This window comes from Pelagibius sp. (assembly GCF_965249265.1).
GTDB lineage: Bacteria > Pseudomonadota > Alphaproteobacteria > Kiloniellales > Kiloniellaceae > Pelagibius.
On the sequence record NZ_OZ252224.1, the window covers coordinates 2,394,892 to 2,418,360 of the forward strand.

General features: G+C 61.3%; 20 protein-coding genes. 10 read left to right on the plus strand and 10 right to left on the minus strand.

The window, feature by feature from the left end; translation table 11 throughout:
• Positions 1 to 18 precede the first annotated feature (18 nt).
• Positions 19 to 1,233, minus strand: coding sequence for a glycerophosphodiester phosphodiesterase family protein (locus ACP146_RS11455; RefSeq protein WP_422366889.1), 1,215 nt, complete (start codon positions 1,231 to 1,233; stop codon positions 19 to 21).
• Between the two features lie 260 nt (positions 1,234 to 1,493).
• Between ACP146_RS11455 and ACP146_RS11460 the strand changes: the two genes are divergently transcribed.
• Positions 1,494 to 1,946, plus strand: coding sequence for a PAS domain-containing protein (locus ACP146_RS11460; protein WP_422366890.1), 453 nt, complete (start codon positions 1,494 to 1,496; stop codon positions 1,944 to 1,946).
• A gap of 29 nt (positions 1,947 to 1,975) precedes the next feature.
• On the opposite strand, the gene ACP146_RS11465 is transcribed toward ACP146_RS11460, so the two are convergent.
• Together ACP146_RS11465 and ACP146_RS11470 are read right to left on the minus strand one after the other, a co-directional pair.
• On the minus strand, positions 1,976 to 3,766 hold the full coding sequence (locus ACP146_RS11465) for a B12-binding domain-containing radical SAM protein (protein ID WP_422366891.1): 1,791 nt from the start codon (positions 3,764 to 3,766) through the stop codon (positions 1,976 to 1,978).
• Positions 3,767 to 3,983: 217 nt separating this feature from the next.
• Positions 3,984 to 4,409 (minus strand): DUF4399 domain-containing protein, encoded by a 426-nt coding sequence (locus ACP146_RS11470; protein ID WP_422366892.1) that lies wholly within the window; start codon positions 4,407 to 4,409, stop codon positions 3,984 to 3,986.
• 88 nt (positions 4,410 to 4,497) lie between these two features.
• Here ACP146_RS11470 and ACP146_RS11475 point away from each other — a divergent pair, with 88 nt between their 5' ends.
• Together ACP146_RS11475 and ACP146_RS11480 are read left to right on the plus strand one after the other, a co-directional pair.
• The gene (locus ACP146_RS11475; protein ID WP_422366893.1) at positions 4,498 to 5,028 is read left to right on the plus strand and encodes an RNA polymerase sigma factor; all 531 of its coding nucleotides are present in this window, start codon (positions 4,498 to 4,500) and stop codon (positions 5,026 to 5,028) included.
• A 31-nt stretch (positions 5,029 to 5,059) separates the two neighbouring features.
• Positions 5,060 to 5,806 carry an anti-sigma factor family protein gene (locus ACP146_RS11480; RefSeq protein WP_422366894.1) on the plus strand — a complete coding sequence of 249 codons (747 nt, stop codon included), beginning with the start codon at positions 5,060 to 5,062 and terminating at the stop codon, positions 5,804 to 5,806.
• A gap of 6 nt (positions 5,807 to 5,812) precedes the next feature.
• On the opposite strand, the gene ACP146_RS11485 is transcribed toward ACP146_RS11480, so the two are convergent.
• Positions 5,813 to 6,676 carry a nitrilase-related carbon-nitrogen hydrolase gene (locus tag ACP146_RS11485; protein WP_422366895.1) on the minus strand — a complete coding sequence of 288 codons (864 nt, stop codon included), beginning with the start codon at positions 6,674 to 6,676 and terminating at the stop codon, positions 5,813 to 5,815.
• A 364-nt stretch (positions 6,677 to 7,040) separates the two neighbouring features.
• On the opposite strand from ACP146_RS11485, the gene hydA reads away from it, so the two are divergent.
• The 7 genes from hydA to ACP146_RS11520 all read left to right on the plus strand — a co-directional run bounded on the left by hydA (position 7,041) and on the right by ACP146_RS11520 (position 15,870).
• Entirely contained in the window at positions 7,041 to 8,483 is a 1,443-nt protein-coding gene (gene hydA, locus ACP146_RS11490; protein ID WP_422366896.1) for a dihydropyrimidinase, read from the plus strand.
• 152 nt (positions 8,484 to 8,635) lie between these two features.
• Positions 8,636 to 9,592 carry a BMP family protein gene (locus ACP146_RS11495; protein ID WP_422366897.1) on the plus strand — a complete coding sequence of 319 codons (957 nt, stop codon included), beginning with the start codon at positions 8,636 to 8,638 and terminating at the stop codon, positions 9,590 to 9,592.
• 86 nt (positions 9,593 to 9,678) lie between these two features.
• A complete protein-coding gene (locus ACP146_RS11500; RefSeq protein ID WP_422366898.1) occupies positions 9,679 to 11,244 on the plus strand; it encodes an ABC transporter ATP-binding protein in 1,566 nt (521 codons plus the stop codon).
• The gene (locus tag ACP146_RS11505) at positions 11,234 to 12,283 is read left to right on the plus strand and encodes an ABC transporter permease (RefSeq protein WP_422366899.1); all 1,050 of its coding nucleotides are present in this window, start codon (positions 11,234 to 11,236) and stop codon (positions 12,281 to 12,283) included. Before ACP146_RS11500 ends, ACP146_RS11505 begins: the two co-directional genes overlap by 11 nt.
• Positions 12,284 to 13,225, plus strand: coding sequence for an ABC transporter permease (locus tag ACP146_RS11510; RefSeq protein ID WP_422366900.1), 942 nt, complete (start codon positions 12,284 to 12,286; stop codon positions 13,223 to 13,225).
• A gap of 120 nt (positions 13,226 to 13,345) precedes the next feature.
• Positions 13,346 to 14,617 (plus strand): amidohydrolase family protein, encoded by a 1,272-nt coding sequence (locus ACP146_RS11515; RefSeq protein WP_422366901.1) that lies wholly within the window; start codon positions 13,346 to 13,348, stop codon positions 14,615 to 14,617.
• Between the two features lie 17 nt (positions 14,618 to 14,634).
• Complete coding sequence (locus tag ACP146_RS11520; RefSeq protein ID WP_422366902.1) at positions 14,635 to 15,870, plus strand: aminotransferase class V-fold PLP-dependent enzyme; 1,236 nt, start codon at positions 14,635 to 14,637, stop codon at positions 15,868 to 15,870.
• A gap of 997 nt (positions 15,871 to 16,867) precedes the next feature.
• Here ACP146_RS11520 and ACP146_RS11525 read toward each other — a convergent pair.
• The 6 genes from ACP146_RS11525 to preA all read right to left on the minus strand — a co-directional run bounded on the left by ACP146_RS11525 (position 16,868) and on the right by preA (position 23,454).
• Positions 16,868 to 17,869 (minus strand): ABC transporter substrate-binding protein, encoded by a 1,002-nt coding sequence (locus ACP146_RS11525; protein WP_422366903.1) that lies wholly within the window; start codon positions 17,867 to 17,869, stop codon positions 16,868 to 16,870.
• Positions 17,870 to 17,952: 83 nt separating this feature from the next.
• Positions 17,953 to 19,119, minus strand: a complete 1,167-nt coding sequence (locus ACP146_RS11530; RefSeq protein ID WP_422366904.1) for an ABC transporter permease — start codon at positions 19,117 to 19,119, stop codon at positions 17,953 to 17,955.
• Positions 19,116 to 20,042, minus strand: coding sequence for an ABC transporter permease (locus ACP146_RS11535; RefSeq protein WP_422366905.1), 927 nt, complete (start codon positions 20,040 to 20,042; stop codon positions 19,116 to 19,118). Before ACP146_RS11535 ends, ACP146_RS11530 begins: the two co-directional genes overlap by 4 nt.
• On the minus strand, positions 20,032 to 20,832 hold the full coding sequence (locus ACP146_RS11540) for an ABC transporter ATP-binding protein (protein WP_422369644.1): 801 nt from the start codon (positions 20,830 to 20,832) through the stop codon (positions 20,032 to 20,034). Before ACP146_RS11540 ends, ACP146_RS11535 begins: the two co-directional genes overlap by 11 nt.
• Before the next feature lie 93 nt (positions 20,833 to 20,925).
• A complete protein-coding gene (locus ACP146_RS11545) occupies positions 20,926 to 22,164 on the minus strand; it encodes a Zn-dependent hydrolase (RefSeq protein ID WP_422366906.1) in 1,239 nt (412 codons plus the stop codon).
• A 12-nt stretch (positions 22,165 to 22,176) separates the two neighbouring features.
• Positions 22,177 to 23,454 carry an NAD-dependent dihydropyrimidine dehydrogenase subunit PreA gene (gene preA, locus ACP146_RS11550; protein WP_422366907.1) on the minus strand — a complete coding sequence of 426 codons (1,278 nt, stop codon included), beginning with the start codon at positions 23,452 to 23,454 and terminating at the stop codon, positions 22,177 to 22,179.
• Between the last annotated feature and the right edge of the window lie 15 nt (positions 23,455 to 23,469).

Below are 23,469 nucleotides of genomic sequence, written 5' to 3' on the forward strand. Positions count from 1 at the left end.
ATACCCTGGCCCGGCGGTTCAGTCCAAGCCCATGCAGTTGGCATAATACGTCACGGTAGCAGGCCAGTCGGAGAAGATGCCTTCGATGCCAACGTCCTGCGCCAGAACGTGAAGCAGCTCGAACATGGCGCCATCAGAGTCCGTGACCTCTTTGATCGACTGATAGTACCAGCCGCCACCGGCACCGAGAGGGCCAGAGCGCTCCAAGGTCCAGGTGATGATGTTCAGACCCGCCTTCTTCGCTTCTTTTGTATAAGCTGATGGAACAATCCGGCCGTCCTTCACGGTCACAAGCATCCACATCGGCGGCGCGATGTAGTTGACGCCCATCCCCTTCAAGCTCTCCATGCTCGGCTCGAAGGTGGCCGGCTTCATGGGATCGAAACCATCGACGTTGTAACGACTGTCCAAAAAAACCGCCTGTTTGCCGAACTCCGGCTCGTTCTCGATCCAATAGAGCACATCGTCCAGATTGAAGGATTGCGCCCAGACGTCAGACGGCGGAATACCCGCTGCCTTGTATTCATCGATCAGCTTTTGGGCATAGTCTTCCTGGCTGAAACCCTCAAAGGGCATCTCAACAGACGGCGATTTCAATTCGGGCGTGAACTTCGCACCCAGATCACGAAACAGGGCGATGGATTCCGCATGGGTCATCAGCCTGCCGGCGCTCGCGGCATAGAGATCGGTGCGCCAGCTCGCGGTGCCGTTCACGTAATCATCGACGGTCCGGGCTTTCTTGTCGGCGGCATCCATCTTGCCGTCCAGGGTTCGGAACTCCGCCAAGGTGATATCGCTCGCTCGGCACTCCGCTGTCGCATTGTTGTCTCCGGATGCCGGCGAAAAGCCGGCGGTACACTTGGACGCCAGGGGCGATTTCAGGATGTTGGTCGTCGTGTGCAGGTCGTTTTGGGCGTGACGGCAAACCAGCTCCTTGTCCTTGGTAAAGGTAACGTCGCACTCCAGAATACCCGCCCCCATGCGTGCCGCTGCCGTATAGGACTCGACTGTGTGCTCCGGAAACATCAAAGGCGCGCCGCGGTGCCCGATCGAGAAGAGCTTGCGCTCCATCGGTTGCCCCGAACAAGCCAGCAGTTGTGATTTCAGGGCTCCCTCCTCCATCTGATCGACGAGGAAAAGTGGCCGCGGCCCCAGGTCTGCATCGGCGGCGATGACTGGAGCGGCTGTAACCATGCAGGCCAGTGCAAGGAATGCCGACTTAACGTACTTCATAATCCGGGCTCCGATTCACTACAGTCAGAAAAGAACAGTTGGGCAAGGAAGCGTGATCCCTATGTGACGTAAGCGTGACTCTGGGATGAAAAGGCCGGCCGCAAATTTCACTGGGAACGCAAGCACCGGTCTCTGGACTGTTGCCGCTTCTCAAGTACATTTTCTATACTGACGGCGAAGAGTGTCGAAAGCAAATTCAGCCGCCAGTGTGGGGCAGCGGCTGACCATGTTCGGGGGAATGAATGGAGGGCGACCAGACAATGGTTGTCAGCGATCAGCGGCTGGCAGCCTTGTTGCAGTACTGGCGAAACCTGAAAAGCAAGGGGCGGCTGCCGTCGCGCAAGGCGCTCGACCTGACAGCGATCTCCAGTGAGATTGTGCCTCACTTCTTTGTTTACGATGTCAGCCGCGATCCCCTGGACTATCGAATGCGCCTTGCCGGGTCGATGCTCTGCGCCACCGTCGGCTACGAAATGCGCGGCAGGACTTTCGATGAGATTCATCCGGCGGATCAGGCCGCGGCGATCCGGGAGGAGTTCGACGGAGTCGTTCACAGCGGCCGGCCACACTATGCCGAACGCTCGGCGCAGTGGTTGCCCGAGAGGGAACTCGCTTACCGCCGGTTGTTGCTGCCTTTCGCCGAGGATGGTGTTACGGTCGACAGCCTTGCTGGCGCTTCATTGTTTGAGCTGGAACAAGCACCGCTCTTCTAGCGCTATCCTTTGGAGCCGATGTTCCGGCGTTATTCCGCCGCGGCAATTTTGGCGTGCTTTTCCCTTGCCGCCGCTTCCTTCTGTGCCTTGGCAACCGCTGCCTGCGCCGCATCGGTGTGGGCGAACATCTCCAGAGACTCGTCTTCGCCGTGGTCGGTCACCGGCGTCAATGCCAGATCGGTGTAGTGTTTGTTGGCCGGATCGAGCTTGACCCGCTGGCATTTGATCCAGAGCGTGATGGCAAAGCCAGCGAAGGGAATGTAGGTGCTCAGAGCTTCCCAGACGCGGCGGGGATAAAACAGCAAGGGCGATTCCACCGGCAAGCCTGAACGCCGCTGGGTACGCACCTTGCGCCGGAAGTAACCACCCTGAAGAGGATGAACCTTTTCGTAACGGATTGAACCGGCGAACTGAAGCGCATGCGCCCAGATCCGCTCCGGCTTGTTGCCGCTGACCACCATCCGTTTCATCAGGGTTTCGAGATGATCGTCTGAATAATACAGGTCCCAGGCTTTGTTATAGATGCCCTGCCACTCGTCCTTTGTCATAAGGGAATGGCCAGTGCAGACATGCTCCAGATCATAGATGTTCATGTCGGGGTCCATGGGGACGCCGCGCTTGTGCAGATTCTGGTGATCTTCTGAGCCCGGCAGCGGTGTCAGGCAGAAGAACTCCAGGATATCGATGGGCAGCTCGCGCTTGATGACCTCGATGTCGTGAACGATCTTTTCCGGTGTGTCAGCGGGGAAGCCGAGGATGTAGCCCGCATAGGTAAGGATCTGATGGTTGCGCCATTCCTGCAGCATCAGCCGGTACTCGGTGATGCGGTTCTGGCGTTTCTTGGCTGCCATCAGGTTGTCGGGATTGATGTTTTCGAGGCCGATGAAGACCCGGGCCACCCCTGCCCGCTTGGCTTTCGCCACGAAGTTTTTGATCTTGTGGCAGAGGGTATCGACCTGAATGATGATCGAGAACGGCAGGCCGGTCTCCTCCTTCAGATCGCCGAGACGGTCGAAAATCGCTTCCCAGTTCTTGTTTCGGGCGAAGTTATCGTCGGTGATGAAGAACCTGTTTATCCCCTGCTCGATGTTGGCGCGCACGAGCCGCTCGACGTCATCGGCCTCGCGGAAGCGCGACTTGCGGCCTTGGACATTGATGATGGTGCAGAAGCTGCACTGGAACGGGCAGCCGCGGCCGGCGTCGAAACAGGCGACCGAGCCGCCATAGCGCCGGACCATGGACTCCGGCAGATAGGGGGTCGGCTGGTTGTCGATCCCCGGCAGGTCGTTCATGTAGTTGTAGATCGGCTTCAAGTCGCGGTTCAGCGCATCCTGATAGAAAAGGTGCAGGCGCCCCTCCCCCTCGCCCGCATAGAGCGAGATGCCGAGGTCCAGCGCTTCCTGAAGATCTGGCGGAAGTTCCGGCAACATGGAGAGACAGCCACTGGGATGAAATCCGCCGATGGCGACCTGCAGGCCGGCTGCGCGGAACTGACGGGCCATATCCATGGCGCGTGGAAACTGATTCGATTGAACGCCGACCAGGCAGACGATGCCTTTCACATCCGGCGCCGTCATGCGTTTGATAATGGCCTTGATCGGGATGATGGTGTTGGTTTCGTCGTAGGCGTTGAGTTCGATGTCAACGTCTTCGCCGAGCAACTTGCGGTCAATGACATCCAGGGTGATGCCGTAGAGGCTGGAGAGGGTATTTGAGGGGACCCAGGCTTTAGCCCACTGGATGACGTAACCGTCATCGTCGTAGTGCGATGGCTTGATCAGCTCGATACAAAAGCGCTGCTTGCGGCCATTGGCGGGCATTTTGACCCCTCCGAACCCCCATTTGCTCTATAACTACCGCATATTGACTAGAAAATATACCGGTAAGCGCCGAGCGAAGGAGGCGTCGGGGGTTAAAGCGTCACCCTGAAACGCAAAAAAGGGGTACGTGTAACCGTTTTGGCCTGATTCCATGCGTAGGCGAAGAAATGGGATGCTGCCGGACCCGGTCACCGGACCCGGCAGCGCCTGGTCGGCTTTACTTGACCGTGATGGTGATTCGCTCCGACATGACTGGCGGGTTATGGGGAATGTGGCTCCAGTCCGCCAAAACCAACTGGAGGACATGGGTGCCGGCCGGCAGCTCGATGGTGGTTTCTGTCTGGCCGCCGCCAAAGTGGATATGTTGATCGTCTGCAGGAATAGGCTCGTTGAGTTCCTCACCCTCGATCGCTTCGTTGATGATCAGGTGATGATGGCCGGTCTTCGGCTTGTCATCTACACCGGCAGGCGCCACGCCCATGCCGGAAAGCCCGAAGCGTATGGTGACGGGTGAAGCGACAGTCTGGCCGTCTTCCAGGCCGATGAAATAGACTTTGGCGCCCGGCGGAGACGGGGTTTCGCCGGCAAGGGCGGCACTGGCCGCCAAAATTACGCTCGCGGCGGCGATCACAGGAATGCGCATGGAACTCTCTCCCTTATCAATTTAGATTCCATGACCGGGTTGGCCATGAATTGACCTTTGAAACACCTTTGAGCCGGAATTTATTCGCTTGATCGGGAAAAAAGCTGCAAGAGCACGACTGGCGCAGGAGATTCAGCAACTCCACGCGCGGCTCTGGCGATACTGTCTCGCGCTCACGGGAGAGCGGGCATCGGCAGAAGATCTCTGTCAAAGTGCCTGCCTGCGTGCTCTTGAGAAGTCAGATCAGTTTCAAGCTGGAAGCACTTTTGATCGCTGGATATTCCGGATAGCCAGGAACCTTTGGTTCAACCAACTGCGCGCCGAGAAGGTACGCCGCGGTGGCGGTCTGGTGGCAAGCGAGGACATTGCCGCTCCGGAAAGTAATTCAGATGCAGAGACGAATATTTTTCATGCCGAAGTGTTAAGAGCGGTGATGGCTTTGCCGGAGGCGCAAAGGATTACCGTCTTCCTGGTGTATGTGGAAGGGTTCTCCTACAAGGAGGCTGCAGAGCACCTCCAGATTCCAATCGGTACGGTGATGAGCAGGCTTGCCGCGGCGCGGAGCAAACTGGCAGCGCTTGCCCCCCACAAGGATGCGGCCGCCCGGCGCAGCGTTTAGGCGAGAGATGGCATCGGACAGAACAGGCGCAATGGACGTCAGCAATGAAGAACTGGTCGGCTATCTTGACGGCGAACTCGCCGCCGAGCGAAGCGAGACCATACGCATCGCCTTGGAGGCCGACCCCGCGCTGCGCACGCGCCTGGATGCGCTGAAGATGGATACCCCAGCGGTTCGCGCAGCCTTTGATGACCTGTTGAATCATGCACCGGCCGGAACCTTTGGCGAGGCCACGCCGGCGCCGTCTCGCGCGATTGGCCGCCGCTCGGCTCTTATCGCAGCGAGTTTGCTGGGCGCCGTTGCACTGGGGTTTGCTGCCGGCCGATTCTCACCATCGACCGAAACCGAAGACTGGCGTATGGCGGTGGCGGAATACCAATTGCTCTACCGCAGCGACACACTCTCTCATCTGGTCAGGCAGCCGGGCGAACTGGAACGCGAGCGTGCCCGGGTCGTTGCCAAGCTGGGGCTCGACATTCCGGGCTCAACCTTAATGAACCTGGAGGGGTTGAGTTATCGCCGGGCTCAGCTGCTGGGTTTCGAAGACGTGCCCCTGGTGCAGTTCGCCTATCTCGACGACGATGAACAACCTCTCGCCTTCTGTGTGGTTCCGACCACAGCAGCGGATCGCCAGGTCGAAAGCCAGAATCTCAAGGGGCTTGCCGCGGCCTCCTGGGTCTCGCAGGGCTACGCATTCCTGGTCATCGGCGATATCGCACCGGACCACGTCCGCAGAACGGCGGACACACTTGCCGGTGCGATCGGCAAAGGGGCCTGACGGCGATCAGATCTCGGTAAGCGGTCCGTAGGCCTCCGGCCGGCGGTCGCGGAAGAACTGCCAGAGGTTTCGCACCTCCCGCACCATGTCCATGTCCATGTCGGCGGTGACCAATTCGTCGTCGTCTTCACTGGCCTCGACGAGGAACTCACCGCGTGGATTGACGACATAGCTGGAGCCGTAGAATTTGCCGATATCCCAGGGCGCTTCGGTGCCGACCCGGTTGATGGCCCCGATGTAGCAGCCGTTGGCGACGGCCGAGGCCGGCTGCTCCAGCTTCCAGAGATACTGGCTGAGCCCAGCTACGGTCGCCGAGGGATTGACGATGTATTCCGCCCCGCTGAGTGCCAGGGCCCGCCAGCCTTCTGGGAAATGCCGGTCGTAACAGATGTAGACCCCCAGCTTGCAATAGGCAGTCTGGAACATCGGCCAGCCGGAGTTGCCGGGCTTGAAAAAGAACTTCTCGTAGAACCCGGCGACCTGCGGAATGTGAGACTTGCGGTACTTGCCGAGATACTTGCCGTCGGCATCGATCACGGCGGCAGTATTGTAATAGACGCCCGTGATATCCTCCTCGTAGATCGGCACCACGATCACCATGGAGTGCTTCTTGGCGTACTCCTGCATCAGCCGCACCGTCGGCCCGTCGGGGATCTTCTCTGCTGCCGCATACCACTTGGCATCCTGACTGGGACAGAAATAGGGCTGGTTGAAGACTTCCTGCATGCAGAGGACCTGCACACCCTTTTTGCTAGCCTCGTCGATCAGCGGCAGATGCGCTTCGTTCATCTTGTCGCGGATCGCCTCCGGGCTGTCGCCGGTATCCGCTTTCAACGCCATTTGAATGAGGCCGGCACGCACGTTTGCCATCGATTTGAGCTCCCCTGTTTTCATGCTGCTTTTGACGACAGACGGCACTGCAACCGCAGATCATCAGGCTTGACCAATTGGTCAGGAAGTTTAACGCGCGGCGATTCACTGGCAAGGAGATTGTTCGTGCTAAGCCAGAGAAGAAAAGGGCTTGGCCGGCAAAAGCGGACTCGCATCGCAGGGCAACATGGTGCAAAATTGACCAAATGGACAGCTTTCTGTTCGCTCACGAAGCAGCCGGAATGCGGGTCCAACAGGGAAACAAGAAAGAGCCGCAGGCAGAGCAAAATGCCGCCGCGCGGCCCAATGTGGCAACAAGCCCGGCAAGGGAACAGCCCGCGGGGCAACAGGAGGACGATCCATTATGGCGATCTTGATCAAAGGCGGCACCGTGGTCACGGCAGACCATTCGTTCAGGGCTGATGTCTTGACCGAGGCGGACAAGATCGTGGCGGTCGGCGAAAATCTCGAAGCTTCCGGCGGCGCCGAGGTGATCGACGCCGGCGGGGCCTACGTCCTGCCGGGTGGTATCGATCCCCATACCCACATGGAACTGCCGTTCATGGGGACGGTGGCTTCGGAGGATTTCTTCTCCGGCACCACGGCGGGCATGGTGGGCGGCACCACCATGATCATCGATTTCGTGATCCCCAGCCCTCAGCAGGATGTGCTGGAAGCCTACCACACCTGGCGCGGCTGGGCGGAGAAAGCCGCTGGCGACTATTCCTTTCATGTGGCCATTACCTGGTGGGACGAGACGGTGAAGGAGGCCATGGGGACCCTGACCCGCGATCACGGCGTGAACTCCTTCAAGCACTTCATGGCCTACAAAGGCGCAATCATGTGCGATGACGAGGTTCTGGTGAATTCCTTCACCCGGGCGCGGGAACTGGGCGCCATCTGTACGGTTCATGCCGAAAACGGCGAGCTTGTGTTCCATCTGCAAAACGAAATCTTGAAGAGCGGCATCACCGGGCCGGAAGGGCATCCCCTCTCCCGCCCGCCGGAGGTTGAAGGCGAAGCGGCAAACCGCGCCATCCGCGTTGCCCAGGTGCTCGACGTACCGCTTTACATCGTTCACAACTCCTGCATCGAATCGCTCCAGGCGATCACCCGGGCGCGCAACGAGGGCCAAAGGGTTTTCGGCGAGGTGCTGGCCGGGCATCTGCTGGTGAACGACGAGGTCTACCGGGACCCGGACTGGGACACCGCTGCCGCCCATGTAATGAGCCCGCCGTTCCGGCCCAAAGAGCACCAAGAGGCCCTATGGCGCGGGCTGCAGGCCGGGATGCTGCAGACCACCGCAACCGACCATTGCTGCTTCTGTGCACCGCAAAAGCGCATGGGCCACAACAACTTCACCCAGATTCCCAACGGCACCGGCGGGGTCGAGGACCGGATGCACGTGCTCTGGCATCATGGCGTGAATTCCGGGCGCCTGACCATGAACGAGTTCGTGGCGATTACCTCCACCAACGCCGCCAAGATCTTCAATATCTATCCGCGTAAGGGTTCGATCTCCGTCGGCGCCGATGCCGATATCGCGATTTGGGACCCGGAGAAGGAACGCACCATCTCCAAGGATACGCACCACCAAAACGTGGACTTCAACATCTTCGAGGGGATGACCGTCAAAGGCATCAACACGGTCACCATCAGTCAAGGCAAGGTGGTCTATCAGGACGGCGACGTCCGCACCGAAAGAGGTGTGGGGCGCTACGTCGACCGACCGACCTTCGCGCCTTACTACGATGCGGTAAACCGTCAACGTGCGGCTCATGCGCCGACGGCGGTGAACCGTATGTAACCTTTCCGGTGGATCAGGCCGGATTGCAGTCAACACACTAAAAAGACAGGGGAGCTTGGGGTATGACGTCTCTGAAAAAGGGGAATGGGAAGCTATGGGAAAGTCTGGGTCGCCGGGGAGTCCTGCGGGCCGGGGCTTTCGCGATTGCGGCAATGACAGCTTTTGGTCTCTCAACGACCAATGCCCAGGCCGAAAAACTGAAGGTGGCGGGCATCTATACCGTGCCTATTCAGCAGAAGTGGGTCGGTACCCTTCACCGCGCCCTCACCGCCGCCAAGGAACGCGGTGATATCGAATACAACTTCTCAGAGAAGGTCGCCAACACCGACTATGTCCGGGTGATGCGCGAGTACGCCGAGAGCGATGTCGATCTTGTGGTCGGCGAAGCCTTTGGGATCAGCCGCGAGGCCCGCAAGGTCGCCGACGATTATCCGGAAATCGCCTTCCTGATGGGTGATCCCGGTGGTCCTCACGGCGAGAACTTCTCGGTCTTCGACAACTGGATCCACGAACCCTGCTATCTGATGGGCGTGGTCGCCGGCACCATGACCAATACCAACAAGATCGGCATGGTCGGCGGCTTCCCGATCGGTGAAGTCAATCGCCTGTTCCATGCTTTCATGGAAGGCGCGCGCTCGGTCAATCCGGACGTGGAATTCAAGGTCTCCTTCATTGGCTCCTGGTATGACCCGCCCAAGGCCAAGGAATTCGCCTTCGCCCAGGTCGAGTCCGGCGTTGACGTACTCTATGCCGAGCGCGCCGGTGTCGTGGATGCGGCGCGGGAGAAGGGCATCATTGCCTTCGGCAACGTCAACGACATGAACAAGGCTGAGAACGGCACCGACGTGGTCGTCGCCTCCGCCCTCTGGCACATGGAGCCGGCCATCGACTATGCCATCGGCCAGGTGAAGGCCGGGACCTTTACGGCGGAGAACTATAAGGAATGGACGATGATGAAGGCCGGCGGCGCTTCGCTCTCGCCCTTCTATGAGTTCGCGGACAAGATCCCGGCGGAAACCAAGGCTAAGGTCGAGACCCTGGCACAGCAGATCAAAGCCGGGGACTTCGTCGTTCAGACCAACGACGAAGAGCCGAAGTCGACGTTCTGATCTGACGCTCCCAGACGGCGGAGTGGCAGCCATATAGGCGCCGCTCCGCCGGGACTGGCTGTATTCTTGTTTTGGGGGACTTGGGAATGCCGGAGGCGCAACAGCCTGCCGCAGTCGAAGCCGCTGCTCAGCCGGTGCTGCGGCTGTCCGGCGTTACCAAGCGTTTCGGCGCGCTGACCGCAAACAACGCCATTTCCCTGGACTTGCAAGGCGGCGAGATTCTGGCCTTGCTGGGCGAGAACGGCGCCGGCAAGACCACCCTGATGAGCATCCTCTTCGGCCACTACGTCGCCGATGACGGCGAGATTGCGGCCTTCGGCGCCCCCCTGCCCGCCGGCTCGCCCAAGGCGGCCATCGCCGCCGGGATCGGCATGGTGCATCAGCATTTCACGCTGGGCGAGAATCTTTCGGTTCTGGACAACATCGTCCTCGGCACCGAGCCGCTCTGGGCCTTGGGCCAGAACAGAGATAACGCAAAGCAGAAAGTCAACGAACTGGCCGGACGTTTCGGACTCGATATCGACCCGCAGCGCCTGATCCGTGATCTCTCTGTCGGCGAACGCCAAAGGGTAGAGATCCTGAAAGCACTCTACCGCGGCGCCCGCATCCTGATCCTCGACGAACCGACGGCTGTCCTGACACCGCAGGAAGTCGAAAGCTTCTTTGCCACCCTGAAGGCGATGGTGGCCGACGGGCTGTCCATCATTTTCATCTCCCACAAGCTGAACGAGGTCATGGCCATTGCCGACCGGGTGGCGGTGTTGCGCCAAGGCAGTCTTGTGGCCGATTTCCCTATTGCAGAAGCAAGCCGGGAGAGTTTGGCGGAAGCCATGGTCGGCCGTGCCGTGGAACTGCCGGAACGCGAGACGCAACCGGCGGGCGACACGGTCCTCAATCTGCAGGACGTCAGCCTGCGCGACAGCGCCGGTAAAACCTTACTGGACAATGTCAGCCTGACCCTTAAGGCGGGCGAAGTGCTGGGTATCGCCGGCGTTTCGGGCAACGGACAAGGACCCTTGGCCGATCTGCTGTCGGGTTTGGCAGCACCTGACGCGGGCGCGCTTCAGGTTCTGGGGGATAGGGTCACGAAGGTATCGCCCGCCGCAATGCTGAACCGCGGGATCGGCCGGGTGCCGGAAGATCGCCACGCAACCGGCGTCATCGGCGACTTTTCGGTGGAGGAGAACCTCGTTCTCGAAGTCTACGGCGACAGCCGCTTTTCCCGCTTTGGCTTCCTGAAAGGCGCGGCGCTGCGGCGCAATGCCGAAACCCTGATCGAGGATTTCGATATCCGCGGCGCCGACCCGCAGACTACCACCAGCAGCCTTTCCGGCGGCAACATGCAGAAGGTCATCCTGGCCCGTGTTCTGACGGAAAAACCCCGTGTGATCCTGGCCAACCAGCCGACCCGCGGTCTGGACGTCGGAGCGGCGGCGACCGTGCAACGCCTGCTTTTCGCGGCCTGCGCCGAGGGGGCCGGTGTCATCCTGATTTCCGAGGATCTGGAAGAGCTTTTGCAGATGTCCGACCGTGTCGCCGTGCTCTACCAGGGAAGGCTGAGCGATTCCATGGCCGTCGAGGAGGCAGATCTGAGGACTCTCGGTCTGATGATGGCGGGGCATGGCCCGGGAGAGGTTGGCGATGCGCCTTGAGCCCCGCAGCCACGTGCCGCTCTGGCTGAACTTCGCCGCCCCGCTCTCGGCCATCGCCCTGGCGTTTCTGCTCTGCGCCCTGCTGATCGTTTGGGCCGGGGCACCGGTGCTCGCGGCTTACGGCGCGTTGCTGAACGGCGCCTTCGGATCGGTCTTTGCCCTCAGCGAGACCCTGACCCGCGCAGCACCTCTGATCTTCACCGGCCTTGCCGCCGCCGTCGCTTTCCGCGCAAAGCTCTGGAACATCGGTGGCGAAGGTCAACTCTATGCCGGGGCCCTGGCGGCAACCTACGTCGGCACCGGGCTTGTCGAGTTGCCGCCTTTCCTGATGATCCCCTTTCTGTTCCTGGTCGGCGCCCTTGCCGGTGGCCTGCTGCTGCTGCTGCCGGTGATCCTGAAACTGAAACTGCGGGTCGACGAGGTCGTCACCACGCTGCTCTTGAACTTCGTCGTTCTGCTCTTCGCCAACTATCTGCTTTTCGGCCCTTGGAAAGACCCTCTGGCCATGGGCTGGCCTCAGGCGGCGCCGATCATCGACGAAGGGGTCCTTTCGCCGCTCATTGCCCGCACCCGTCTCCATTCAGGGCTGATTTGGGCTGTTTTCTTTGCAGTTTGCGCCTGGGCTTTCATACGATACTCGAAGTGGGGATTCGAGATTCGCGCCGTCGGCAACAACCCCACCGCCGCCGGTTTCGCCGGAATCCCTCTGGGAGCAACCGTCCTGCGCACCGCGTTGCTGTCCGGCGGCCTGGCGGGGATGGCCGGGGTCTGCGAACTGGCCGGTCTGAAAGGCTACCTCACCCTCGATCTGTCGCCGGGCTTTGGATACACCGGCATCGCTGTGGCCATGCTGGCGGGGCTGCACCCCCTCGGCGTTATCGCCTCGGCGATCTTCATCGCCGCGATCTACAACGGCGCCGATGCCATGAGCCGGGCCATGTCGATCTCCAACTACCTCGCCGATGTGATGACCGCCACGGCGCTGCTGCTGGTCTTGGCGTCCGTGCTCTTCGTCCGCTACCAACCGAGATTGCGGTAGATGGATATCCTCGAGATCTTTGTTTCCCTTGGCTTCTGGGCCGCCCTGGTGCGCATGGCCACGCCGTTGATCTTCGGCACCCTGGGTGAGCTGATCTGCGAGCGCGCCGGGGTGCTGAACCTGGGGATCGAAGGCATCATGACCATGGGCGCCATGGTCGCCTGGATGTGGGTCTATCAGGGCGGTGATCTCTGGACGGCGGTGCTGGTAGCCGCCGTCTTTGGCGCCCTCTTCGGCCTGCTGCACTCGGGCTTCAGCGTCTATCTCGGCGTTTCCCAGCATGTGACCGGCATCGGCATCACCCTGCTGGCCTCGGCCCTCAGCTATTTCGCTTTCCGTATGCTGCTGCCCGATGTCACCACGCCGCCGAAGATCGATCCCTTCAAGCCCTATCCCATTCCCGGCCTCTCCGAGCTGCCGTTTCTGGGTGAGGTGCTGTTCACCCAGAGCCCTCTCACCTATCTGGCCTTCCTGCTGGTGCCGATGGTGGGCTACGGGCTCTACCGCACGCCCCTCGGCCTTGCGCTGCGTATGGTGGGCGAAAACCCCATGGCGGTGGAGGCCCAGGGCATCGATGTGCACCGCCTGCGTACTGCGGCGGTGATGCTGGGCAGCGCCTTTATGGCGGTCGGCGGCGCCTTCCTCACCATCTCGGTCTTTGACGCCTTCTACATCGGCATGATCAACGGCCGCGGCTGGATCTGTGTCGCCCTGGTGATCTTTGCCTCCTGGCGGCCGGGCAAAGCGCTGCTCGGCGCCCTGCTGTTCGCCGCCTTCGAGGCCCTGCAGATCCGGGTGCAGCAGTCCGCCTCGGCCTTCATCCCCTATCAATTCTTCCTCATGATGCCTTATGTTCTCAGCATCCTGGCGATGATCGTCATGTCGCGGCGGGCGGCCTATCCCAAGGCCCTGCTGGTGCCCTTCCGCAAGGGCGAGCGCTAGGGTGGATTCATCCTTCGAGACGCCGCTCCCGCGGCTCCTCAGGATGAGGTAAGAAAAGAGCCTCACCCTGAGGAGGACCGCAGGTCCGTCTCGAAGGGCGAGGCGAAGTCTGGAGGCAAGATGCTCGATCTCATTGTCCGCAACGCCAACCTGCCGACCGGTGACACCGGGCAGGATATTGCGGTGAAGGACGGCCTGATCGCCGAAGTCGCGCCCGGCATCGATGCCGAGGCGGCGGAAACCATCGACGCCGCCGGCCATCTCGTGACACCGCCCTTCGTCGACAGCCACTTCCACATGGATGCCACCCTCAGCCTCGGCCTGCCGCGCCTGAACGAGAGCGGCACGCTGCTGGAAGGCATCGCGCTTTGGGGTGAATTGAAACCGCATCTGACGGTGGACGCGCTGAAGGAACGGGCCCTGGCGCTCTGCCGCTGGTCCATCGCCAAGGGCACACTTGCGATCCGCAGCCATGTCGACATCTGCGACGATCGGCTGCTCGCCGTGGAGGCGCTGCTGGAAGTGCGCGAGACCGTCAAAGACCATATCGACCTGCAGCTCGTCGCCTTTCCACAAGACGGTTATCTGCGCTCGCCGACCGCCAGGGAGAACTTGAAGCGCGCGCTCGATAAGGGCGTCGATGTCGTCGGTGGAATCCCGCATTTCGAACGCACCATGGCCGAGGGGGCGGAATCCGTGCGCCTGCTCTGCGAGGTGGCGGCAGAGCGTGGCCTGATGGTCGATATGCACTGCGACGAGACAGACGACCCGCTTTCACGCCACATCGAGAGCCTGTCTTACCAGACCCAGCGCCTGGGGCTGCAGGGACGGGTCACGGGCTCTCACCTCACCTCCATGCACTCCATGGACAACTACTACGTCTCCAAGCTCTTACCGCTGATGGCCGAGGCTGGCGTCCACGCCGTCGCCAATCCGCTGATCAACATCACGATACAGGGGCGCCACGACAGCTATCCCAAGCGCCGCGGCATGACCCGGGTGAAGGAGCTGCTGGCCCAGGGCATCAACGTCTCTTTCGGCCACGACTGCGTCATGGACCCCTGGTATCCCTTGGGCAGCCACGACATGATGGAAGTTGCCCATATGGGCCTCCATGTCGCCCAGATGACGGGTGTCGAAGAACAGAAGGCCTGCTTCGCCGCCGTCACTGCAAATGGCGCCAAGACCCTGGCTTTGGAAGGTTATGGGCTGTCGCCGGGCTGCAAGGCCGACATGGTGATCCTGCAGGCCGGTGATGTGCTGGAGGCGCTGCGCCTGCGCCCGGCACGCCTCACCGTCATCCGCCGCGGCCGGATCATCGCTGAAACCCCGCCGGTGGAATCCCGGTTGAAGGTGCTGGGCAATGAGGCTATCGATTTCATGAAGAAATAACCTCCCGAGGAAATCCCTTGCCCCAACTCGATCTCGCCTTTGCCCGTTCGCACTTCCCTGCTTTTTCCGAACCCTCCCTGAAAGACTGGGCGTTCTTTGAGAATGCCGGGGGGTCCTATGCCTGCGGGCCGGTCATCGACCGCCTCACACGCTTCTATCGCGAGACCAAGGTGCAGCCCTATGGTCCCTTCCCCGCTTCGGAAAAGGCGGGAAAGGAAATGGATGAGGCCCGCACGCGATTGGCCGGCTATCTGAATGTGGCGGAGGACGAGTTGCACTTCGGGCCCTCGACGACGCAGAACACCTATGTCTTGGCCCAGGCCTTTCGCGGCAGTCTGCAGGAAGGTGACGAAATCATCGTCACCAACCAGGATCACGAGGCCAATTCCGGCGCCTGGCGGCGCCTTGCGGACAGCGGCATCGTTGTCCGCGAGTGGCAGGTCGACCCGGAAAGCGGGCAGCTCGACCCGGCGGACCTTGACGATCTGCTGAGCGAGAAAACCCGGCTCGTCGCCTTCCCGCACTGCTCCAACATCGTCGGGCATGTGAACCCGGTGGCCGAAATCGCCGCCAAGGCCCATGCCGCCGGGGCGGTGGTGGTGGTCGATGGTGTTTCCTATGCGCCCCATGGCTTCCCGGACATTCAGGCCCTGGATGCCGACATCTACCTCTTCTCGCTCTACAAAACCTATGGGCCGCATCAGGGGCTGATGACCGTAAAGCGGGCGCTGGCCGAGCACCTGGAAAACCAGGGCCATTTCTTCAACGCCGGCAACATCCTGAAGAAGCTCACGCCGGCGGGCCCGGACCATGCACAGATTGCCGCCTCCGCCGGTATCGCCGATTACTTTGACGCCCTCCACGATCACCATTTTGCTGATGGAGACGACATCGACCCGGCAGAGCGCGGCCGCCGGGTCCATGCTTTACTGGAAGGCCAGGAGAAAACGCTGCTCGCGCCATTGCTGGACTATCTCCGGCAGCGCAACGACATCCGCATCATGGGGCCGAGCGATCCCGCCGTGCGCGCACCGACCGTTGCAATCCACACGAAGAACAAGCCGGCCCCCGAAGTTGTTGAGGGCCTGCGCAAGCACCGCATTGCCGCCTGCGTCAGCAACTTCTACGCCTACCGTCTGGTGGAAGCCATGGGCGTCGCGCCGGACCCCGGCGTGCTGCGCCTCTCCTTCGTCCACTACACCAGCCCGGAGGAGATTGACCGGCTGATCAAGGCAATGGACGCTTCTCTCTAAGGTGATCTAACGCGATCTCTGGAAGCACGCGGGTGGCAGTCGGCATTTTTCCGTAGATTGATCACTGGCTTTCTCCATCGGTTGAATTGCGCCTGTGAACCAAAAACCGCGGCGCGGCGACCAATCGTTGGCGCTGACCAACTCTGGCGCCTCAACTTGTGGAGAATTCAAAGATGAATCTGTGGAATTTATTCGCCGCCGCCGTGGTTTGTGCGCTGCTTGCACTCTCTCATGGCGCTCATGCTGAGCGGCCTGACGCCGCAACCATTGTTCAACCGCAAGAAGCAGCCGCAGCTCTGCCCGAACAGGCGAGAGAGCCTGCCGCACTCACAGTCGCCCAGGTTCAGCAGCTCAAGAAGAGAATTCTTACCGACCCGCCGCCGCCCAGGGGACCTGGGTCCTTCAAGGCTACCCCAGGTGGCGAACAGGCCTTTGAGGCTTGTTGCGAGTCTTGTCCCGCAGGCGGTTGCACGGGCTGCAACTCCTATCCCAATACGCCTCACCTGAGCTGCGGCAGTGGTCTCATCAAGGCCAACTGCCAGGTCGTTGATGACACCGTCACCTGCGTCAAGGACGACGGCTAAAGGCATCCCGCTACCATCGATGAGGATCGTTCCATGACTTTTCGAATCTGTTTTTGCGTCGCTGCCCTTGGCATGGTGCTGATGGCGGCTGATGTAACCCAGGCACAACAGCGCGGCACGGACTTGAGAGTCGTGCCGCCGCCGGGGGAAGTGGAGTTTCCGGCTTGCTGCGATTCCTGTGGCGAGAACGGCTGCACCGGCTGCAATTCCGGACCGGAAGGGCTTACCTGCGGGTCGGGTCTGATCAAGGCTGAGTGCTCAATCAGCAACAATAAAGTCTCTTGCGAAGAAGACACCTCTTCGTCGCCTTTGCAATCACGGCCGAAAAAGCTCAAGGCTCTGCAGTGATGGGACTTCAATAAAAAAGGGGGAGCGTCGAAACGCTCCCTCCTCCACCCCCCGGAGTGAATGGCTTACATTCCCGAAGCTTTCTCCCAGACCGCGTGGGTCCAAGCTCCCTCCGGCTTTTTGGTGATGACCGGGGTCGACGCATTCGCGAGAAGCGTATCGACCGTGCGGTCATAGTCCGCTGGCTCCAGATAACCGAGGCCCTTGCTGGAGCCTTCCAGCAGCTTGGCGATCTCGCCCATCATCCGGCGCTGGTGCTTTTCGGTCTGCGCACCGGTTTCGTCGTTTTCGAGAACGATATCCGCCGCCTCGTTGACGTTGTTCTTGGCGTACTCCCAGCCCTTCAGGGAAGCGGCGACGAAGCGCGCCATCTTGTCGACGAAGGCCGCATCGTTCAGGTTCTCTTCCATGACGTAGAGACCATCTTCCAGTGTGGCAACGCCCTGATCTTCGTACTTGTAGACGATCAGATCATCCGCTGTCAGGCCCGCATCGATGATCTGCCAGTACTCGTTATAGGTCATGGTGGAGACGCAGTCGGCCTGCTTCTGCAGGATCGGATCGACATTGAACCCCTGCTTCAGGACCGTCACGCCATCATCCCCGCCTTCCGTCGGCAGGCCGAGCTTGGCCATCCAGGAAAGGAAGGGATACTCGTTGCCGAAGAACCAGACCCCCAGGGTGCGCCCCTTGAAGTCGGCCGGCGAGGTGATGCCGCTGTCCTTGCGGCAAGTCAGCATCATGCCGGACTTCTTGAAGACCTGGGCGATGTTGACCAGAGCTACGCCCTTTTCCCGTGATGCCAAAGCCGAGGGCATCCAGTCGATGACCACGTCGGCACCGCCGCCGGCGATCACCTGCGGCGGAGACACATCGGGGCCGCCCGGCTTGATGGTGACGTCGAGTCCGGCTTCCTCATAGAAACCCTTGTCCTGGGCCACGAAGTAGCCGGCGAACTGGGCCTGGGTCACCCACTTCAGTTGCAGCGTCACCTTGTCCGCGGCGCTGGCCGTGCCTGCGGAGAGCAGCAGTCCCGCCCCTGCCGCCAGCGAAATCAGTTTTCTCATCTTGCCTCTCCTCTTCATTGAGATTTGTATTTTTCTTGAGATTTCCTCACCAACTCGGCTTCCAGTCGTTTGTTTTTGTTTCCTTATCGATAGGACGGATGCCAGAAGGTCGTGGCCCGCTCCGCCAATGCCAACAGCCCGTAGAACAACGAACCAGCGACCGCGGCGACGGCGATGGTGGCCCAGACCATCTCCACGTTCATGCGGCCGATTTCGGTCGAGATGCGGAAACCCATGCCGACGATCGGTGTTCCGAAGAATTCGGCCACGATTGCCCCGATCAGCGCAAGCGTAGAGTTGATCTTCAAGGCGTTGAAAATGAACGGCAGGGCGTTGGGCAACCGCACCCGCACCAGGGTCTGCAGATAGCTGGCGCCGTAGGAGCGCATGAGATCGCGTTCCATCGCCTGGGTCGCGTGGAGCCCCGCGATGGTATTCACCAGCATGGGAAAGAAGGTCATGATGACAATGACGGCGGCCTTGGACTGCCAGTCGAAACCGAACCACATGACCATGATCGGCGCGACGCCGACGATGGGCAAGGCGGAGACGAAGTTGCCGAGCGGCAGCAGACCGCGTTGCAGGAACGGCACCCGGTCGACCAGCACGGCGACCAGGAAACCGCTGCCGCAACCCATGGCAAAACCGGTGAGCACCGATTTCACAAAAGTCTGATAGAAGTCCGCCTGTAGGGTGTCGGTCGAGGCCATGAAGACCTCGGCGATCCGTTCCGGCGACGGCAGCAGCACCGAAGGCACGCCAAAGCCGGTGACGCCGACCTGCCAGAGATAGATCAGCCAGGCGCCGAAGAGACCGGGCACGAGCAAGGCAGCAAACCCTTTGCTCTCTTCTTTCCCTGCGGCTTCGGACAGCATGGAAAGGGTTCGCCAGACAAGAAAACCGAGCCCGAAGACAAAGACCCAAAGACCAGGCCCGCCGGTGCCTACCGGAGCCTGCGGCCCCAAGTCGTTGAGTTGGCGATCGATCGCCACCAGCGGCAACCAGCCGCCTGCAAGGCAGGCCGACAGCAGAAAAACCCCGACCCAAAGGCCGCGCGGGGCGATGAAGGCCTGGACGGCGGCGGCCAAGGTCACGATCCCGAACACAAGCAGCAGGGTTGGAGCGGATACCCAGGAAACAGCGTTCCCGGCGCTGTCCTGGCCAATAGGAAAGACCAGGGCAATCACGAAGAACAGGAATGCCAGGAGACTTGACCGCTCCTGGGTCCAAGCGGTTCCGAATCTCGTCATGGCCGTGCTCCCGAGCGGCGCAGCACCAGCTTCTCGACCCCGCCCATGGCGGCGACCAGCATCCCCGCCATGGCGGCTGCAGTCAGGAGCGCCGCCCAGATCTGCACCGTCTGGCCGTAGTAGCTGCCGACCAGCAGGCGCGCGCCGATGCCGGCCTGGGCGCCGGTCGGCAGCTCGCCGACGATGGCGCCGACCAGGGAGATGGCGATGGCCACTTTCAGACTGGCGAAGAGGAAAGGCACCGACGAGGGCCAGCGCAGTTGCCAGAAGACCTGCGCCTTGCTGGCGCTGTAGGTGCGCATCAGATCCATCTGTAAGGGATCAGGGGAGCGCAGGCCTTTCACCATGCCGATGGCCACGGGGAAGAAGCAGAGATACATGGAGATCAGGGCCTTGGGTACCAGACCGGTAAAGCCGATGTTCCCCAGCACCACGATGATCATAGGCGCGATGGCCAGGATGGGAATGGTCTGAGAGGCGATGATCCAGGGCAGCAGCGACCGGTCGAGGGTGTTCACATGAACGATGCCGACGGCCAGGACGATGCCCAGCAGGGTACCCATCGCAAAGCCCAGGAGCGTCGAGGAGAGCGTCACCCAGCCGTGGTAGATCAGGCTGCGCTTTGAGGTGACCTTGCGCTGAAGGATCGACTTATTCAGTTCCTCGGCCACCTGATGGGGCGCCGGCAGGATCGGCCGCTCCATGGCCATGGCATCCCCGGCGAGGCGGGAGATCGACCAGTCCTCTCCCCCCCGTTCGTAGCGGTCGATCAGCAGGGGCGCGTTCAGCCAGACCGTGCCGAGATACCAGAGCAGAAATATCGCTACACAAACGACAGTCAGCGGACCCGTACGGCCGGCAAAAGCCCGGGAAAGCAACCCGGGTGTGGATTGGGAAGGCCCGGTGAGAGCCTCAGTCGTCATAGCTGTGCCCGGCTCTGAGGCCTTCGCGGACCCGGTGGGCGATCTCGGCGAATTCATTGCTTTCGCGGCTATCCAGACTGCGGTCGGGCGGCAGGTTGCAGTCGATGATGTCGATGATGCGCCCCGGACGCGGCGACATGACAACGATCTTCGAAGAGAGGAAGACCGCCTCGGGGATCGAGTGGGTGACGAAAACCACCGTTTTTCCGGTGCGCTCCCAAAGGCGCAGGAGCTGCTCGTTCAGATGGTCGCGGGTGATCTCGTCCAAGGCGCCGAAGGGCTCGTCCATCAGCAGCAGTTCGGGCTCGAAGGAGAGCGCCCGGGCGATGGAAACCCGCTGCTGCATGCCGCCGGAAAGCTGCCAGGGGAACTTCTTCTCAAACCCGCCAAGGTTCACCAGATCGAGGTAACGGGCCGCCCGCTCCTGCCGCTCGGCAGAACTCATGCCCATGATCTCCAGGGGCAGCATGACGTTGCGCTCCACCGTGCGCCAGGGGTAGAGCGCCGGGGCCTGGAAGACATAGCCGTAGGCCCGGTCCCGGCGCGCTTCTTCCGGTGAAACGCCGTTCACGCTGATGGCGCCGGCGGTCTGATGCTCCAGATCGGCGATGACGCGCAACAGCGTGGTTTTGCCGCAGCCCGACGGGCCGATGAAGGAAACGAAATCCCCGGCGTTTATGGTGAGATTGACCTCGGAAAGCGCGTAGACCGGGGCATCGGCGGTCTGAAAGGTGAGCGAGAGATTCTCGACCTTGATGACCGGCCTGGCCTCTTCAGCCGCCGTTTCCATTTCCCCCTGCTGCATCACCGCCTCTAACGCCATCCCCGCTATCCCCCGCTTTGCCGGAGCTTGGCGCCATTCCTGCCTGTCTGACCGGAAAGGTCAAGCACTAGCCCGCTCCAACATGGCATGGAGCAGCACATTGCAGCCGGCCGCCAGATCCGCCGGTGTTGCGCTTTCCGCCTCGTTGTGGCTGACACCGTCCTCGCAGGGCACGAAAATCATGGCGGTGGGCGCCACCCGGCTGATGTAGCAGGCGTCGTGGCCGGCGCCGGAGATGATGTCCATGTTGCCGTAGCCGGCGGCTCCGGCGGCGTTCTTCACCGCTGAGACACAGTCGGGATCGAACTTGATCGGCGGGGAGTACCAGATGTTCTCCAGTTCGGCTTCGATGCCCACGGGGTCGCAGATCTGCGCGCAGGCCTCCCGCAGTTCTTTCTCCATCTGGCTGAGCGTTTCGTCATCGGGATGGCGCAGATCGATGGTCATGAAGACCGAACCGGGAATCGTGTTTCGCGAGTTCGGGCTGACCTGCATCATGCCGACGGTCGTGACCGCGTGGGGCGCATGGGCCAGGGCAATGTCGTTGATCGCCGTCACCAGCTTGGAAGCCGCAACCAGGGCGTCTTTCCGGCGGTTCATCGGTGTCGTTCCGGCGTGGGACTCCGACCCCGTCAGGGTCGCCTCAAACCAGCGCTGCCCCTGGGCGCCGGTCACGACGCCAATAGTCTTCTCTTCCGCTTCCAGGATCGGGCCCTGTTCGATGTGGGCCTCGAAGAAGGCGCGGATCGGATGTTCGCCCGGCGTTTCGTCGCCCTTGTAGCCGATGCGCTCCAGTTCCTCGCCAATGGTCTTGCCCTCGACATCTGCCCGGGAATGCCCGTATTCCAGGTCGAAGACACCGGCGAAGACGCCGGAAGCCACCATGGCCGGGGCGAAACGCGACCCCTCTTCATTGGTCCAGACCGAAACCTCGACGGGCGCGGTGGTCTCGATATCGTTGTCGTTCAGGGTGCGGATCACTTCCAGGCCGGCCAAGACCCCGAAGACCCCGTCGAATTTGCCGCCGGTGGGCTGGGTGTCGAGGTGGCTGCCGGTGGTGACCGGGGCCATGGAGGGATCGGTTCCCGGACGCCGCGCAAAGATGTTTCCCATCTTGTCGACGGTGATCGAACAGCCGGCTTCCTGGCACCAGCGCACGAAAAGATCCCTGCCCTCGCGGTCGAAATCGCTGAGGGCAAGGCGGCAGTTACCACCGGCGACGCCCGGCCCGATCTTGGCCATTTCCATCAGAGTGTCCCAAAGACGGTCCTGATTGACTGTCAGATTCTTCAGCGTCATCGATGGTTCCCCTTATTCCGCAGCGTTCTTGTTCATCGGATTGCGCGGGTCCTGTGTCCAGTTCATGTAGTCCTTGCCGTTGTCGACCTCGACCATGGTGATGCAGTCCTCCACCGGGCAGACATGCATGCAGAGGTTACAGCCCACGCATTCAGCGTCGATCACCTCGTAACGCCGGTCGCCGCCGTATCTCTGGGCGGCGATCGCCTGATGGGAGGTGTCTTCGCAGGCAATATGGCATAACCCGCATTTGATGCAGAGATCCTGGTCGATCTTTGCGACGGTCTCGAAGTTCATGTCGAGATACTGCCAGTCGGTGACATTGGGCACGGCAGCCCCCCGAAAATCCTCCAGGGTCTTGTGGCCCTTGCCGTCCATCCAGTAGCCGAGGCCGTCGACCATATCTTCGACGATCTTGAAGCCCTTGTGCATGGCTGCCGTGCAGACCTGAACCGAACCCGCACCCAGGCTCATAAACTCGGCGGCGTCGCGCCAGTCGCTGATGCCGCCGATCCCGGAGATCGGCAACCCGGCGCACTCCGGGTCGCGCGCGATTTCCGCCACCATATGCATAGCAATGGGTTTTACCGCCGGACCGCAGTAACCGCCGTGGCTGCCCTTGCCGGCCACCGTCGGGGTCGGCGCCATAACATCCAGGTCGACGGACATGATGGAGTTGATGGTGTTGATCAGGGAAACGGCATCAGCGCCCCCGGCCTTGGCCGCGCGCGCCGGGCCCAGCACGTTCGTCACATTGGGCGTCAGCTTTACGAAGACCGGCATGCGGCTGTGCTTCTTGCACCAGCGGGTGACCATTTCGATGTATTCCGGAACCTGCCCGACGGCTGCGCCCATGCCGCGCTCCGACATGCCGTGGGGGCATCCGAAGTTCAACTCCACCGCATCGGCCTCGGTGTCTTCGACGGCCTTTAGGATGCTGCGCCAGTTTTCTTCCTCGCAGGGCACCATCAAGGAGACGACCATGGCACGGTCGGGCCAGTCGCGCTTCACCTGTTTGATTTCCCGCAGGTTCACCTCCAACGGCCGGTCGGTAATCAGCTCGATGTTGTTGAAGCCCGCCATGCGGGTGCCGTTATAGGTCATCGCCCCGTAGCGCGACGAGACGTTCACGATCGGCGGATCTTCGCCCAAGGTCTTCCAGACCACGCCGCCCCAGCCGGCCTTGAAGGCGCGGACGACGTTGTACTCCTTGTCGGTCGGCGGCGCCGAGGCCAGCCAGTAGGGATTGGGCGACTTCACACCGGCGATATCGCAACGAAGGTCAGCCATTTTGTCTCTCCCGTA